The organism is Nocardia sp. NPDC046763, from assembly GCF_040645495.1.
Taxonomy (GTDB): domain Bacteria; phylum Actinomycetota; class Actinomycetes; order Mycobacteriales; family Mycobacteriaceae; genus Nocardia.
The window spans coordinates 173,424-187,935 of the sequence record NZ_JBEYYI010000007.1; the positions used below are offsets into that span (position 1 = coordinate 173,424).

The window sequence follows — 14,512 nt, forward strand, 5'->3', positions numbered from 1 at the left end:
GGGATCAAGGGACTTTCGCCTGATTCGGTCCCTGATTCGCCCGGCGGGGCGGGGACCTTGGTGGTCGATTTGTCACCTAGGGGCAACTTTTCCGCACACTGTGGCGCGGCGCATGTTGATCTGAAGACCAGTCGGCGTAGTGTCGTTTACTACGTCATGTCGTAGATCGGCAGGGAGGTCAGATGAGCGTCGTAGATCTGGCGCGCTGGCAATTCGGAATTACCACCGTCTATCACTTCATCCTGGTGCCCCTCACCATCGGCCTCGCTCCGCTCGTCGCGGGTATGCAGACCGCCTGGGTGATCACCGGTAAGGAGCATTGGCTCAGGCTCACAAAGTTTTTCGGCAAGCTGTTCCTGATCAACTTCGCCCTCGGCGTCGCCACCGGCATCGTGCAGGAATTCCAGTTCGGCATGGGCTGGAGCGAATACTCCCGCTTCGTCGGCGACGTGTTCGGCGCTCCGCTGGCCATGGAGGCGCTGGTCGCCTTCTTCATGGAATCGACCTTCCTGGGCCTGTGGATCTTCGGCTGGACCCGGCTGCCGCAGAAAGTGCACCTGGCCTGCATCTGGCTGGTCGCCATCGGCACCAACGCCTCCGCGTACTTCATCATCGCGGCCAACTCGTTCATGCAGCACCCGGTCGGCGCGAAGTACAACCCGGAGACCGGCCGCGCTGAACTGCACAGCATCTGGCAGGTGCTGACCAACAACACCACCCTCGCCGCCTTCCCGCACGTGGTGGCCGGATCCTTCCTCACCGCAGGCACTTTCGTCGCGGGCATCGCCGGATGGTGGATGGTGCGCAATGCGCGCAAGGGCAAGGCCGAGAGCAGCGAGGCGCCGATCGAGGAGGCCCGCACCATGTGGCGGCCGAGTGCGCGGCTGGGCCTGTACGTGATCCTGGTCGCCTCGGTCGCCCTCATCTTCACCGGTGATATCCAGGGCAAGCTCATGTTCAAGCAGCAGCCCATGAAGATGGCCTCGGCGGAATCGCTGTGCCACACCCAGACCGACCCCGACTTCTCGGTCCTGACGGTCGGCACCCACAACAACTGCGACAGCGTCGACCACCTCATCGAGGTGCCCTACGTGCTGCCGTGGCTGGCCACCGGCGATTTCACCGGCGTCACCCTGAAGGGCGTCAAGGACCTGCAGGTCGAGTACAACCAGAAGTACGGCATCGGCGACTACCGGCCCAACCTGTTCGTGACCTACTGGTCCTTCCGCGCCATGATCGGTTTCATGGGCGGCCCGATCCTGTTGGCACTGGCCGGATTCTGGGTCACCCGCCGCGGCCGGGTACCGGACAAGACCTGGTACAAGTGGCTTTCGCTGCTCGCCATCGCCACCCCGTACCTGGGCAATATCTCCGGCTGGGTGTTCACCGAGATGGGCCGTCAGCCCTGGGTGGTCGCACCCAACCCCACCGGCGACCAGCACATCCGGATGACGGTGCAGCAGGGCGTCTCCGGGATATCGGCGGGCACGGTGCTCACCTCGCTGATCGTCTTCACGGCGCTCTACGGACTGCTGGCCATCGGGTGGTTCTACCTGATGCGCCGCTACGTGATCGCCGGACCCGAGAAGGCGTCCACCGATGCGGCCACCCCGAAGATGACCGGGGAGCCCGTCGAGAAGCTTTCCTTCGCCTACTAGGAGTCGAGGATGAGTCTCCCAGAATTCTGGTTTCTCCTGATCGCGGTGCTGTTCACCGGCTACTTCGTGCTGGAGGGCTTCGACTTCGGCGTCGGCATGCTGATGCCCGTCATCGGCCGCGGCGACGAGCAGAAGAAGCGGACCGTGCTCAACACCATCGGCCCGGTGTGGGACGGCAACGAGGTGTGGCTGCTCACCGGCGGCGGCGCCATGTTCGCCGCCTTCCCGGAGTGGTACGCCAGCCTGTTCTCCGGGTTCTACCTGGCGCTGCTGCTCATCCTGGTCGGGCTGATCGCACGGGCCTGCGCCATCGAATGGCGCGGCAAGATCGACGATCCGCGCTGGCGCGCCGGGTGTGACGTGGGCATCGCGCTCGGGTCGTGGATTCCGGCGCTGGCCTGGGGTCTGGCCTTCGCGAACATCGTGCGCGGCGTGAAGCTGAACGAGCACAAGCACATCGCGGGTACGCTGCTCGACCTGCTCAACCCGTACGGCATTCTCGGGGGGCTGGCCACGCTGCTGCTGTTCCTGCTGCACGGTGCGGTGTTCATCGCCCTGAAGACCGGCAACGAGGTGCGCGACGACGCCCAGCGCATCATCCGGCTGATCTTCGCGCCCACCGCGGTGGTGGTGGCGGCCTTCGGCATCTGGACCCAGCTCGCCCACGGCAAGGGCTGGACCTGGATTCCGCTGGTGCTGGCCGTGGTCGGACTGGTGGTGGCGGGTCTCGCCGCCACCCAGGGCCGGGACGGCTGGGCCTTCACCGGCACCGCGGTCACCATCGCGGCGGCCACCGTGCTGCTGTTCGGGTCGCTGTTCCCGAATGTGCTGCCGTCCACCATCAATGACGCGTACAGCCTCACCGTCGACGGCCGCGGCGGCACCGTGGCGGCGTCCTCGACCCACTACACGCTGGTGGTGATGAGCTGGGTCGCGGTGGCCCTGGTCCCGGTCGTGCTGATCTATCAGGCCTGGACGTACTGGGTGTTCCGCAAGCGGCTCACCGTGGAGCAGATCCCGGCCCCGATCGGGCTGCCCATGGAATCCGCGAAGAGCTGAACGGAGCGGGCGCGCCGAACGTGATGTCCACGGGCCCGGCGCGCCCGTTCGCAGAGGAGATCGACCATGGCACGACCGGTGGACCCGCGACTGTGGCGGCACGCCCGCTCCGCACGCAGGTATCTCGGGGTGAGCGTGGGGCTGTCGCTGGTCACCACGGGGTGCATCGTCGTCGCGGCGCTCGCGCTGGCGCGGGTGCTCGCGGGGGTCATCACCGAACCGGACCAGCGCCGCATCGGTTCCTGGACAACCGAACTGGTGATCTTCGTGGTCGCGGTCGGGTGCCGGGCGGCCGCCACCTGGTGGCAGTCGCGGCTCGCGCACCGGGCCGGGGCGCAGGTGGTCGCCGAACTCGAGACCGCCGCCCTGGCAGCGGGGGCCCAGCTCCCGCCACGGGAATTGGAGAGCCGCCGTACCGAACTCGCGGTCGTGGTCGGCTCCGGATTGAGCGGACTGCGCGCCTACCTCGCGGGCTACCTGCCCGCCCTGTTGCTGGCAATGCTCGTCCCACCGGTGGTGCTGGCCGTGATCGCGGTGCACGACTGGGTCTCCGGCCTGATCATTTTCGTCACCCTGCCGCTGATCCCGATCTTCATGATCCTCATCGGCCTGCTCACCCAGGGGAAATCCGCCGGCACCCTGGCCGCCACCACTCGGCTCTCCGACCAGCTTCTCGACCTCTTCGCGGGCATGCCGACCCTGCGCGCGCTCGGCCGCGAGACGGGACGCGCGGACAGCGGTGGGGGAGAGGGCGATTCGCCGCGCGGCATGGCGGGCCGGGTTCGCGAGCTCGGCGATGTTCTGCACCGCCGGACCATGTCGGCGCTGCGGCTGGCCTTCCTATCCTCGATGGTCCTGGAAATGCTCGCCACCCTGTGCGTGGCCCTGGTCGCGGTCTCCATCGGCATGCGCCTGGTGTTCGGCCACATGGGCCTGCACGCGGGGCTGCTCGCCCTCATTCTCGCCCCCGAGGTCTACCTCCCGTTGCGCGCCGTCGGTGAACGCTTCCACGCCGCCCAGGACGGAATGGCCGCCGCCGACAAGGCTTTCGCCATCCTCGAGCCGGACACCGCGTCCGCCGACTCGGACGCGAACACCGATGCGGCATCCGCTGCGCCGATGCCCGTGCCGACCGGACCTGAGCACCCGAACCCGCACGGCCATATCGACATCCGCGAACTCACCGTGCAGGCACGCGACGGATACGCACCCGAAGGGCTGTCCGCCGCCCTCCGGCCGGGCACGGTCACCGTCCTCACCGGCCCGAACGGGTGCGGCAAATCGACAGCGCTGCAAGCCATCCTGGGCTTGCTCACCCCCGACTCCGGAAGCGTTCTCGTCGACGGCGTCCCGGTCTCCGACCTGGACCCCGACCACTGGTGGTCACATATCGCCTGGCTGCCCCAGCGCCCGGTCCTCGTCCCCGGCACCCTCCGCGCCAACCTCGAACTCCTGGGCCCCCCATCCGGCCCCGGCCAGGTCGACGCCGCCTGCGCCGCAACCGGTTTCGATGCCGTCCTGGCCACCCTCCCGTCCCGCTGGGACACCGTGCTCGGTACCGGCGGCATCGGCCTCTCCCTGGGCCAGCGCCAGCGTCTCGCCCTCACCCGCACCCTCGCCGCCCCACGCTCGATCCTGCTCCTGGACGAACCCACCGCCCACCTCGACGACGCCTCCGAGACAACGGTTCTCGCGGCCCTGACCGCCCGCGCCCGCGCCGGAGCCACCGTTGTCCTGGTCGCCCACCGCCCCTCGGTTCTCGCCATCGCCGACCACGTGGTCGAGGTCCGTGCCACGACCACTGCGCCGTCCGAGCACGAACCCGCACAGTCGGATACGACGGCGACCGCCCCACCGCAATCACAGGCCGCGACGGACCCGTCCGCCGAGCTCAGCGGGAACAGTGCGCCGAGGTCTGCCAACGCCTCCGTCGGAGTCGGTATCGACGGGTCAGCGGCCGCTCCGGAATCGCGCGCCTTCGGACCCGCGCCCGAAACCACCGGCGCCGAGACGGTATCGGGTCCCGGAACCGATCCGAGTCCCCGTCGGGCGGACGGGGGCGCACTCGGCCGGGCCGGTAGCGGCGCGGCGGGGAGCGCGGGTGTGGTGAGCTCGATGGAGGTGTCGGCGCGATGAGGGCGGTACTGGCCGATTTCCGGCGGATTCGGGAGCTGCTCGAGCTGTCGCGGGGGCGGATGGCGCTGTCGGTGGGGTGGGGCGTGCTGGCGCTCGGGAGTGGGCTCGGGCTGGCGGCGTTGGCGGCGTGGCTGATTGCGCGGGCGTGGCAGATGCCGCCGGTGCTGGATCTGAGCATTGCCGTGGTGACCGTGCGGGCGCTGGGTATTTCGCGCGGGCTGTGCCGATATCTGGAGAGGCTGGCCACTCACGATGTGGCGCTGCGGTCCATGAGCACCGCGCGGACCACGACCTATCGGACGCTGGCGGGTGCGGACATCTGGCGGTTGCGGCGGAGCGGGCCCGCGGACGGCGATGCTGCCGGACCGGCGGGCACGGAAGACGAAGCCCGGCAGGGAGATCCGACGAATCTGCGGCGCGGTGAGCTGCTCGGCCGGGTCATGAGCGATATCGACGATCTCGGGGCCGTGGTGGTGCGCGCGTTCGTCCCGATCGCGGTGGCGCTGATCCTGTCGCTGCTGGCCGTCGGACTGCTGGCGAGTATCTCGGTGCTCGCGGCGGTGATTCTGGCGGTGGCGCTGGCCGTTTCGGGCATCATCGCGCCGTGGCTGTCGGCGCGCGCGGCCCGGGAGGCGGAGCTCGCGGTCCGGACCGATCGCACCGAGTTCACCGCCGAGGCGCTGACCGTGCTGGATCACGCACCCGAATTGCGGGTGGCGGGCCGGCTTTCCGAGGCGGTCGGCGCGGCCGCCGCGGCGGGGCAGCGGGCGGTCGCGGCGGAGGATCGGGCGGCGGCGCGCAGCGCGTGGGCCGCGGCGGTGCTGCCGCTGTCCATCGGGGCGAGCGTGCTGGGCGCGCTGCTCATCGGAATCGTGCTGTACGGCAGCGGTTCTCCCATCCCGACCGCGGGTTTCCAGACCGTCCCGCCGGGCGGCATCACGCCGATGGCGTTCACCGTGCTGGTCCTGGTTCCGCTGTCCGCCTTCGAGGCCGTGGCGGTGCTCCCGGCCGCCGCGCAGGCCCTCACCACCGGCCGCGCCGCCCTGCGCCGCCTGGATCGGCTCGAGCATGGCGAATCCGAGCCTTCCGCACCGAATCTCCCCGTGCTGCCGGCGGGCCGCCGGATCGCCGTGGTCGGCCCCAGCGGCGCGGGCAAGACCACGCTGCTGATGTCCTGGGCGGGGCTCTTCGAGACGCCGCGCCCGGGCGTCACCTTCTTCGCCGAGGACGCGCACCTGTTCGGCACCACCGTGCTGGAGAACCTGCGCGTGGCCCGCGGCGACATCACCCCGGGCGAGGCCGAATCGGCCCTGCGCGCAGTCGGAGCCGGCGACTGGCTGGACTCCCTCCCCGACGGCGTCGAGACCGATCTGGTCGGCGGCGCGGCCGCGGTCTCGGGTGGTCAGCGCCGGCGCATCCTGCTGGCCCGCGCCCTGCTCGCCCCGGCCCGCGTACTGCTGCTCGACGAACCCACCGAGCACCTGGAGGCCGAAGCCGGGGCCGAACTACTGCGCCGCCTGCTCGACGAATCCAGCGGCCTGGTGGAGCCGGACCGCACCGTGGTCGTCGTCACACACCAGCTGCCGCCGGACACGAAGGCGGACACCATCGTTCGCGTCGAGCCGGGCGGCACCGTCGCCATCGATCGATTCATTCCCACAACGACGACCTGACCTGCGATTTCGCGATCCGAGAAAATATGTTGCCGCAACTGTCTCATCCGACTAATTTCGTCGGTACACAGGAAGGAGGTGGTTCGAGAATGATTTCTAGGACGCGTGAGGTGGCTGCCAGCTAGGCGCTACCGCTGCAATCGGATTCCGATCGCGCGAGCCCTCGCGAATCCAAGGCAGTCACCCGGCCCCCGAGTTACGGTCTGTCCGACCGGACCCACGTGAATGTTGCATCCGTGGGTACAACTCGGGGGCCGTACCTGTTTCGTACCGAGCCGACCGGCTGCCGTGCACACAGTTTCGCGACTCGGCAACTGATCTCGTGAGGATCGGGGTAACTCCTGGGGTACCCCCGAAATCGGTTCGGTACCAACGCAGGCACGGAAATCCAACGCCGACGGCTCCCAGCCGTCCGCTGAAGTCTCGGGGAGGCGGGTTAACCGATATACCGCTGCAAACGCGCCGAGAGCCGCGGCTCCAGTGCGCCGTCGGCGGCGATGCGCTCCTCGACATAGCCCAGGTCGCCGCCCTCGACAATGCCGTAGAGCCGCTTCGCGCCGCCCACCACGATGCCGGACTGGCTGCGGATCACCACGTCGGTGGCCAGCTCCCAGGAGGACTGGGTGAGCGCCTGGCCGTAGAACAGCTCGACAATGCCGGTGGAGTGGGTGAGCAGCAACTCCAGCACCTCGTCGTCACCGTCGATGCCGACCCGCCAGAACCCGCTCTCTCGCAGATCCGGGCCCGCGTACTTGCCCTGGGCGTCCAGCTTCCAGGAGCGCGCCTCCCAGGTCAGGTAGTCGCCGCCGTCGTGCGAGACGATGATCTGCTGACCGAAGCGGTAGTCGCCGGTCTCGAAATCATTGCCCTCGCCCTCACCGCGCCACACGCCGATCAGCGGCAGCAGCGCGAGCATGGAGGAACTCAGATCCGGGCCCAGCCGCAGATTCGCGGTATCGACGGGCAACGGCAGATCGGGGAGCGTCGGAACATTGAGCGCCCCGGTCGACTGGGCACGCTCGGCCGCATCCGCGACCGCCTGGTCGACGCTGCGCCGGGCGGCGGCAGCATCAGCGGACTTCACGCCCTCGCCGTGGCGAACGATCGGCGTCGACGACGACGAACCGTTGGCCATTCCGTTTTCGATGTTCTCGTGGGCCGGATCTGTCACGACTCGGTGAACAGCCGGTAGAGGACGTACAGACCGAACCAAGCGATCAGCACGGAGACGAGAACCAGCAGAATCTCGAAGGTAAGCACCACGTCTGGGAGTCTAATCGCATCGCCGGGAGCACGTGAAAACGACCCCGGGAAAACTCCGGCACGCGCGAGAACGGCCCCGGGATCACGAATCCCGGGGCCGTTCTTGATGTTTCGCCTACTTGGCGACAGTGACGTCCACGTTGTGGATGCCGGCGCCCTCCGGCGACACCTCGACGGTGCCGTTGCCGGATGCGGACAGCGCGCGCAGGGTCCACGTGCCCGGCGCCGCGAAGAAGCGGAAGTCGCCGGTGCCCGAGGCCACGACCTCGGCGGTGAAGTCGCCGTTGCCGTCCAGCAGGCGGACGAACGCGCCGCCGACGGTCTGGCCGTCAGCGGTCAGGACGCGGCCGGTGATGACCGTCTCCTTCTCGACGTCGACATTGGCGGGCAGGGCCTGGCCCTGGGTAGGTGCTGCACACATAGGTAATTACGCTCCCAACTCGATCGGTGCACCGACGAGGGACCCGTACTCGGTCCAGGACCCGTCGTAGTTCTTGACGTTCTGGTGGCCCAGCAGCTCCTGCAGCACGAACCAGGTGTGCGAGGAACGCTCACCGATGCGGCAGTAGGCGATGGTCAGCTTGTCGCCGTCCAGCCCGGCCTCCTTGTAGATCTCCGCCAGCTCGGCGTCGCTCTTGAAGGTGCCGTCCTCGTTCGCGGCCTTGGACCACGGCACGTTGATGGCGGTCGGGATGTGGCCCGGACGCTGCGACTGCTCCTGCGGCAGGTGCGCGGGAGCCAGGATCTTGCCCGAGAACTCGTCGGGGGAGCGCACGTCGACCAGGTTCTTGGCGCCGATGGCGTCGATGACCTCGTCGCGGAAGGCGCGGATGGACAGGTCCTGCGCGGCGGCCTTGTACTCGGTGGCAGCGCGGTCCTTGACCTCCTTGGTCAGCTCACGGCCGTCCAGCTCCCACTTCTTGCGGCCGCCGTCGAGCAGCTTGACGTCCTGGTGGCCGTACAGCTTGAAGTACCAGTAGGCGTAGGCCGCGAACCAGTTGTTGTTGCCGCCGTACAGCACTACGGTGTCGTCGTTGGCGATGCCACGCTCGGACAGCAGGGCAGAGAACTGCTCCTGGCTCACGAAGTCGCGGCGAACCTGGTCCTGCAGGTCCTTCTTCCAGTCGAGACGCACGGCGCCCTCGATGTGTCCCAGGTCGTAGGCCGAGGTGTCTTCGTCGACCTCGACGAGGACGACGCCCGGGGTGTTGAGGTTCTCTTCGACCCAGTCTGCGGAGACCAGGACATCGGAGCGAGCCATGTTGTTCCTTTCGATGCGGTGCCGGTTCAGGCGTTGCGTTCGTGTGGTTGAGGGATGGGCAGGGACTAGACGGAGGTGTTCACGGAGCTGGTCGAGGCCGGGACGTTGCCGCCCTGGGCGGTACGGAACCGCACGACCAGCGGATAGATCTTGCAGCCCAGGCAGATTCCGAAGGCCGCGTTGAGGAAGGCCGCGAACAGCGCGAATCCGGTGAAGATCGCGCCGGCCACGGGGCTGCCGGCCGCGAAGCCCAGCACGCCCAGCACTGCGAAGGCCAGGCCCACCAGTTGCGCGAACCGCAGCGGCGCAACGGGTTCCAGCTCGGTCGGCGCGCCGATGCGCGGGGCGACCGCGGCGGCGTAGAGCCGGCCGTACGGGCTCCGGCGCGGACCATAGGCCGCCCCCAGGCCGAACACGATGGCCTGCAGCGCGAGTAGCACGGTGGCGGCGGGAACCGAGACGGCGGCGAGGATCAGAACGAGGGCGAGCACCGCGGTGGTGATCCAGGCGGCGAAGCGGGGGCCGCGGACATCCACCTGCCCGGCGGGCGGTTTGCTCGGATGAGGGTTCGACATGGGAGTACTCCTGCGCTGAAGGTGTATTGGCCAGATCGCCGGAGGATCGAAACGATCTCTCGACAGCGGGACAAATCCGGTCGGCGACAGAGGAATACGAAAGGCCGACCGGCTAGCGGCACAGGCAGCAACAACCACCGAGGCGGCACAGGTCTACCGTGCGGCGTCGGGTGAGCATCAGCTCGCGGTTGGATTGCACGAGGGGGAGTTTACCCAATTTTCGGGGGAAATTGGACCCGGGGTCCGTAATGCTGATCACTCGGCGGAGTCGGTGACCGTTAAAGGGGTCAATGACGTGCGCAGATCCGCCGCCTTCGGAACGCCGGAGATGCGAAAGCGTTCCAATCCTCGAGAATCCAATCCGAAAGTGGTGGGCAGCGAGAGCACGTTCAGCTCGCGCGACAGCTCCGGATACGCGTCGATGTCGACCTCGAGATCCAGCGGCGGCAGCTCGGCCGACTCCAGCTCGCCGACCACGGACGCGACCACCCGGCGCGCCGCCGCGCACGGGCCGCACCAGTCGGCCGAGAAGTGCAGCACGGTGGGCCGTCCCGGGACCACGCCGGCCGCGGCCAGCAGCGCGGCCCGATTCGATTCGGGCTCAGGCGGATTCGCCGTGGCGGCGGCGCGCACGCGACCCTCGTTGCGGCGCACCAGGATTCCCACGCCGGTCGCCAGGACCAGCATGACCACCAGGATCTCGATCGCGATCACTGCTTCTGCAACCTGTCCAGGTCGACGGTCGCATTGCGGCCGGAGCCCTCCACCACGATCTGCCCGCCACTGGCCTGGACCCGGGTCGGGATGATGCCGAACGGCATGTTCTTGGTGTCGATGGTGTGGCTGAAGCGGGCCAGCAACGCGGGCCGGTCCTGCTCGGGGATGACGACCCGGTCCTGGTCGGGGAGTACCGAATCGGTGTCGGCCTGCAGATCCCGGCCGGAGATGGCGGTGGCGGTGATCCGCACCTCGTCGCCCTCCAGCCGCAGATCGGCCAGCACGTGCACCTTCTTCTTCGTCACTTTCTCGCCGCCGTCGCCGCGCGGGTCGCTGACCGCCTCGGTGACCGCCGCGGTGTCGGCGTCCGGGCCGATCGGCACGGTGCCCTCCAGGATGATGATGCCCCCGTTGGTCGTGGGGACACTGCCGGAACCGCCGGCGCCGTCGGACTTGTCGGTGGGCGGGCCGAAGACCTGCAGGTCCGGAATCTTGAACAGCCGGCCGAGCTCGGTCGGCTCGATGCGCATGCGGGCCTGCACCTCGTCCACCGGGACCTGGCCCACATTGCCGTCGATGAGATTGCGCATCGACAGGTGCACGCCCGCCAGATTGGCCTCGACCGTGATCCGGCCGGGAATGTCCGGGCGCATGGCGCGGGCGCGGACGTCGATGTTTCCGTACTGGCCGTCCAGCGCCTGGGCGACGAACGGATTCCGCAGCGACTCGTGAATGGTGATCTCCGGATCGGCGCTCAGGTCCGAACCGGTCCGCAGGAGTCGCGAGACCCGGTACTCGGAATACGCCGCTACCCCGAAATCGAGTAGGACGGCCAACCCTGCCAGGCAGAGCAGTCCGATGAGCAGCCTCCGGAAACGCATAGCTGCACCCTAATAGGGAGGTGTGTCGTTACCACCCGCCGACGTCCGACTCGGGCCGGTCGCGGCCCGGTGAATGACAGGTGAATGGGAACCGGACCGGACCGAACGGTTGCGACGGCTGGCCGGAATACGAGGGTGTCGGGCGAGACACGCTAATGTAGGCAGCGATTACCTGTGATGACCTGCATGGGGTAGTGGCGGACAGTGCGGTAGCCACACACATGCCAGATGGGATGGAGGGCCCCCATGGAGCTGCTCCTGCTGACCTCCGACCCCAACCCCGAGTCGGTGTTGCCGTCGCTGGCGTTGCTGCCGCACCACGTGCGACCCGCGCCGACCGAGGTGGCATCGCTGCTCGAGGCGGGTTCTGCCGATGTGGCGCTGGTCGATGCCCGCACCGATCTGGCCGCCGCGCGCGGACTGTGCCGTTTGCTGGGCAGCACCGGATCGTCGGTACCGGTGGTGGCCGTGCTGACCGAGGGCGGTCTGGTGGCGGTGAACGCGGACTGGGGACTCGACGACATCCTGCTTCCGAGCACCGGGCCCGCCGAACTCGACGCCCGGCTGCGCCTGCTGGTGGCCCGCAACGGCGGAGTCGCCAGCCCGGAGAACACCGGCAAGATCACTCTCGGCGAGCTGGTGATCGACGAGGGCACCTACACCGCCCGGCTGCGCGGTCGCCCGCTCGACCTGACCTACAAGGAGTTCGAACTCCTCAAGTACCTGGCGCAGCACGCCGGCCGGGTGTTCACCCGTGCCCAGCTGCTGCAGGAGGTCTGGGGCTACGACTTCTTCGGTGGTACCCGCACCGTGGACGTACACGTGCGACGCCTGCGCGCCAAGCTGGGCAGTGAATACGAGTCGCTGATCGGCACGGTCCGCAATGTCGGCTACAAGGCGGTGCGCCCGGCGCGCACGGCCGGCAAGGGCGACGCGGTCACCTTCCCCGACTCCGACGGCACCGACGACTCCGAATTGACCACGGCGAACGGCGCTCTCTGATGACCTCCTGGACCGACCGCCTGTCCGCCGAGACCGCCGCGCAGGTGCGGGCGGTCCTGGAGCGGGCCACCGCCGCCGACGGGGTGGCACCGATATCGGAACAGGCGGTGCTTTCGCTCGAAAACGATTCGCCCGCACGACATCTGGTGGACATCCGCGATGGCGCGGTCGCCGGGTACGCGAATCTGGTTCCGGCCCATGACGAGCATCCGGCCATGGCGGAGGTCGCCGTCGATCCGGCCTCCCGCGGGCAGGGTATCGGCGCAGGTCTGGTGGCCGCCGCGTTGGCCGCGGGCGGGCCGGGGGCGCGGGTCTGGGCGCACGGTGATCTGCCACCCGCGCAGGCTGTGGCGGCCCGCTTGGGTCTGTCCGTTTCGCGTGAATTGTGGCAAATGCGTCGAGATTTGGCTAACTCTGAGCTACCGGAATTGACGGTGCCCGAGGGGCTCGAACTGCGTACCTACGCAGGGCCTTCCGACGATGCCGAACTGCTGCGCGTGAACGGTGCAGCCTTCTCGTGGCATCCCGAACAGGGCGGCTGGACCGAGCGCGATATCGACGCCCGCCGCGCCGAATCCTGGTTCGATCCCAAGGGCCTGTTCATCGCCGTGGATCCGGCGCGGCCGGACCATGTCCTCGGATTCCACTGGACCAAGGTGCATTCCGATGAGACCCCGCCGATCGGTGAGGTCTACGTGGTCGGCATCGACCCCGATGCGCAGGGGCGCGGCCTCGGCCGGCTGCTGACCCTGGCGGGTCTGCACTATCTGCGGGATCGCGGTCTCGGTGCGGTGCTGCTCTACACCGAGGGCGACAACACAGCGGCCGTGCACACCTACACCCGGCTCGGTTTCACCCGATTCCACATCGACGTCGCCTACTCGGGTAGGTCCTGAAATCCCTTCGGCAACAGTGCGGCTAATGTCACATCCGGTGTGCCGCAATCAGGGTGGGTTGTTCATCTCTCGTTCACCCACGCTGGTCCAACTGTCAACCAGGCGCCCTTACGTTGCAAGTGGGCCGCAGACCGCTGCCCGGTGCGCTAGTTCGCAGCGAACAGCCGCCAGATCGCGCCCGTCCGACCGTTGAGGGGTTGGACGTGCAATCGTGATTCCCGGAGGAATAGGTGAATCTCAAGCGCAGCAGCGCCCTGCTCGGTGTGTTGGCCGCGGCCGGTGCCCTGACCCTGTCCGCGTGTGGCAGTGACAACAACAGCACCGCCAACGGCGCCGCCAAGATCGACGTCGCGTGCGGCGGCAAGACCTCGCTGAAGTCCAGCGGCTCTACCGCTCAGAAGAACGCGATGGACCGCTTCGTCGCCGCCTACCAGGCGAACTGCAGCGGCGCCAAGCTGGACTACACCGGCTCGGGCTCCGGCGCCGGCGTGAACGAATTCATCGGCAACCAGACCGATTTCGCCGGTTCGGACTCGCCGCTGTCCGCCGACAAGGGCGAGACCGACAAGGCCGCCGCCCGCTGCGGCAGCCCGGCCTGGAACCTGCCGGCCGTCTTCGGCCCGATCGCCGTCGCCTACAACATCCCCGGCATGGACGACCTGGTCCTGGACCCGCCGACCCTCGCCAAGATCTTCTCCGGTGACATCACCACCTGGAACGACCCGCAGATCAAGGCCCTGAACACCAACAAGGCCGACAAGCTGCCGTCGGACAAGATCGGCGTGATCTTCCGCTCCGACGAGTCGGGCACCACCGACAACTTCCAGAAGTACCTGACCGCCGCCGGTGGCTACACCAAGGGCGCGGGCAAGGCCTTCAACGGCGGCGTCGGCGAGGGCGCCAAGGGTTCGGACGGCACCTCGGGCGCGGTCGCGAACACCAAGTTCACCATCACCTACACCGAGTGGTCCTTCGCCAAGGCGCAGAAGCTGTCCACCGTGCGCGTGCTGACCACCGCCACCTCCAACGACCCGAAGCCGGTCGAGCTGACCGCCGAGTCCGCGGGCAAGGCCGTCGACGCCGCCAAGGTCGCCGGTCAGGGTAACGACCTGGTGCTGGACAACAGCTCGATCTACAAGCCCACCACCGCGGGCGCGTACCCGATCATGCTGGCCACCTACGAGATCGTCTGCTCGAAGTACAGCGACGCCGACACCGCCAAGGCCGTCAAGGCGTTCCTGACCTCGGCGGTCGGCAACGGCCAGACCGGTCTCGCCGACGCCGGCTACGTGCCGCTGCCGGACGCGTTCAAGACCAAGCTGACGACCGCGATCAACGCCATTCAGTGATCGCCTGATCGAAAACCACGATGACCGTGCACGACGAAGCTG

The 14,512-nt window shown here is 68.3% G+C and carries 12 protein-coding genes and 1 pseudogene; 7 read left to right on the plus strand and 6 right to left on the minus strand.

Annotated elements, in window-relative coordinates; genetic code table 11:
- Positions 1 to 182 precede the first annotated feature (182 nt).
- From ABZ909_RS14425 to ABZ909_RS14440, 4 genes and pseudogenes are all read left to right on the plus strand, one after another.
- Positions 183 to 1,658, plus strand: coding sequence for a cytochrome ubiquinol oxidase subunit I (locus ABZ909_RS14425; protein WP_356998897.1), 1,476 nt, complete (start codon positions 183 to 185; stop codon positions 1,656 to 1,658).
- A gap of 9 nt (positions 1,659 to 1,667) precedes the next feature.
- Positions 1,668 to 2,717, plus strand: coding sequence for a cytochrome d ubiquinol oxidase subunit II (gene cydB, locus ABZ909_RS14430; protein WP_356998899.1), 1,050 nt, complete (start codon positions 1,668 to 1,670; stop codon positions 2,715 to 2,717).
- A 66-nt stretch (positions 2,718 to 2,783) separates the two neighbouring features.
- Positions 2,784 to 4,511 (plus strand): annotated as a pseudogene (gene cydD, locus ABZ909_RS14435) (thiol reductant ABC exporter subunit CydD); the annotation flags it as partial.
- Between the two features lie 338 nt (positions 4,512 to 4,849).
- Complete coding sequence (locus ABZ909_RS14440) at positions 4,850 to 6,526, plus strand: ATP-binding cassette domain-containing protein (protein ID WP_356998902.1); 1,677 nt, start codon at positions 4,850 to 4,852, stop codon at positions 6,524 to 6,526.
- A 436-nt stretch (positions 6,527 to 6,962) separates the two neighbouring features.
- On the opposite strand, the gene ABZ909_RS14445 is transcribed toward ABZ909_RS14440, so the two are convergent.
- From ABZ909_RS14445 to ABZ909_RS14470, 6 genes are all read right to left on the minus strand, one after another.
- Complete coding sequence (locus tag ABZ909_RS14445) at positions 6,963 to 7,661, minus strand: FABP family protein (RefSeq protein WP_356999258.1); 699 nt, start codon at positions 7,659 to 7,661, stop codon at positions 6,963 to 6,965.
- Positions 7,662 to 7,904: 243 nt separating this feature from the next.
- The gene (locus ABZ909_RS14450) at positions 7,905 to 8,210 is read right to left on the minus strand and encodes a DUF1416 domain-containing protein (RefSeq protein WP_040854871.1); all 306 of its coding nucleotides are present in this window, start codon (positions 8,208 to 8,210) and stop codon (positions 7,905 to 7,907) included.
- 6 nt (positions 8,211 to 8,216) lie between these two features.
- Entirely contained in the window at positions 8,217 to 9,050 is an 834-nt protein-coding gene (locus tag ABZ909_RS14455) for a sulfurtransferase (RefSeq protein WP_356998904.1), read from the minus strand.
- Between the two features lie 65 nt (positions 9,051 to 9,115).
- The gene (locus ABZ909_RS14460; protein ID WP_356998906.1) at positions 9,116 to 9,625 is read right to left on the minus strand and encodes a DUF4395 domain-containing protein; all 510 of its coding nucleotides are present in this window, start codon (positions 9,623 to 9,625) and stop codon (positions 9,116 to 9,118) included.
- Positions 9,626 to 9,880: 255 nt separating this feature from the next.
- A complete protein-coding gene (locus ABZ909_RS14465; protein WP_356998909.1) occupies positions 9,881 to 10,339 on the minus strand; it encodes a thioredoxin family protein in 459 nt (152 codons plus the stop codon).
- On the minus strand, positions 10,336 to 11,223 hold the full coding sequence (locus tag ABZ909_RS14470) for an LmeA family phospholipid-binding protein (RefSeq protein ID WP_356998912.1): 888 nt from the start codon (positions 11,221 to 11,223) through the stop codon (positions 10,336 to 10,338). Before ABZ909_RS14470 ends, ABZ909_RS14465 begins: the two co-directional genes overlap by 4 nt.
- 246 nt (positions 11,224 to 11,469) lie before the next feature.
- Here ABZ909_RS14470 and ABZ909_RS14475 point away from each other — a divergent pair, with 246 nt between their 5' ends.
- The 3 genes from ABZ909_RS14475 to pstS all read left to right on the plus strand — a co-directional run bounded on the left by ABZ909_RS14475 (position 11,470) and on the right by pstS (position 14,470).
- Positions 11,470 to 12,225: a response regulator transcription factor gene (locus ABZ909_RS14475; RefSeq protein WP_356998914.1), complete on the plus strand. Its 756-nt coding sequence runs from the start codon at positions 11,470 to 11,472 to the stop codon at positions 12,223 to 12,225.
- Positions 12,225 to 13,121 (plus strand): mycothiol synthase, encoded by an 897-nt coding sequence (gene mshD / locus ABZ909_RS14480; RefSeq protein ID WP_356998916.1) that lies wholly within the window; start codon positions 12,225 to 12,227, stop codon positions 13,119 to 13,121. The genes ABZ909_RS14475 and mshD overlap by 1 nt, the downstream gene beginning before the upstream one ends.
- Positions 13,122 to 13,351: 230 nt before the next feature.
- Positions 13,352 to 14,470: a phosphate ABC transporter substrate-binding protein PstS gene (gene pstS, locus ABZ909_RS14485; protein ID WP_356998919.1), complete on the plus strand. Its 1,119-nt coding sequence runs from the start codon at positions 13,352 to 13,354 to the stop codon at positions 14,468 to 14,470.
- Positions 14,471 to 14,512 lie beyond the last annotated feature (42 nt).

Excerpts from the sequence above, each read along its gene's own strand:
- ABZ909_RS14440 (WP_356998902.1), top strand. The coding sequence starts at position 4,850 with ATGAGGGCGGTACTGGCCGATTTCCGGCGGATTCGGGAGCTGCTCGAG.
- ABZ909_RS14425 (WP_356998897.1), top strand. The coding sequence starts at position 183 with ATGAGCGTCGTAGATCTGGCGCGCTGGCAATTCGGAATTACCACCGTC.
- ABZ909_RS14450 (WP_040854871.1), bottom strand. The coding sequence starts at position 8,210 with ATGTGTGCAGCACCTACCCAGGGCCAGGCCCTGCCCGCCAATGTCGAC.
- mshD (WP_356998916.1), top strand. The coding sequence starts at position 12,225 with ATGACCTCCTGGACCGACCGCCTGTCCGCCGAGACCGCCGCGCAGGTG.
- ABZ909_RS14460 (WP_356998906.1), bottom strand. The coding sequence starts at position 9,625 with ATGTCGAACCCTCATCCGAGCAAACCGCCCGCCGGGCAGGTGGATGTC.
- ABZ909_RS14455 (WP_356998904.1), bottom strand. The coding sequence starts at position 9,050 with ATGGCTCGCTCCGATGTCCTGGTCTCCGCAGACTGGGTCGAAGAGAAC.
- ABZ909_RS14475 (WP_356998914.1), top strand. The coding sequence starts at position 11,470 with ATGGAGCTGCTCCTGCTGACCTCCGACCCCAACCCCGAGTCGGTGTTG.
- cydB (WP_356998899.1), top strand. The coding sequence starts at position 1,668 with ATGAGTCTCCCAGAATTCTGGTTTCTCCTGATCGCGGTGCTGTTCACC.
- ABZ909_RS14470 (WP_356998912.1), bottom strand. The coding sequence starts at position 11,223 with ATGCGTTTCCGGAGGCTGCTCATCGGACTGCTCTGCCTGGCAGGGTTG.
- ABZ909_RS14445 (WP_356999258.1), bottom strand. The coding sequence starts at position 7,661 with ATGGCCAACGGTTCGTCGTCGTCGACGCCGATCGTTCGCCACGGCGAG.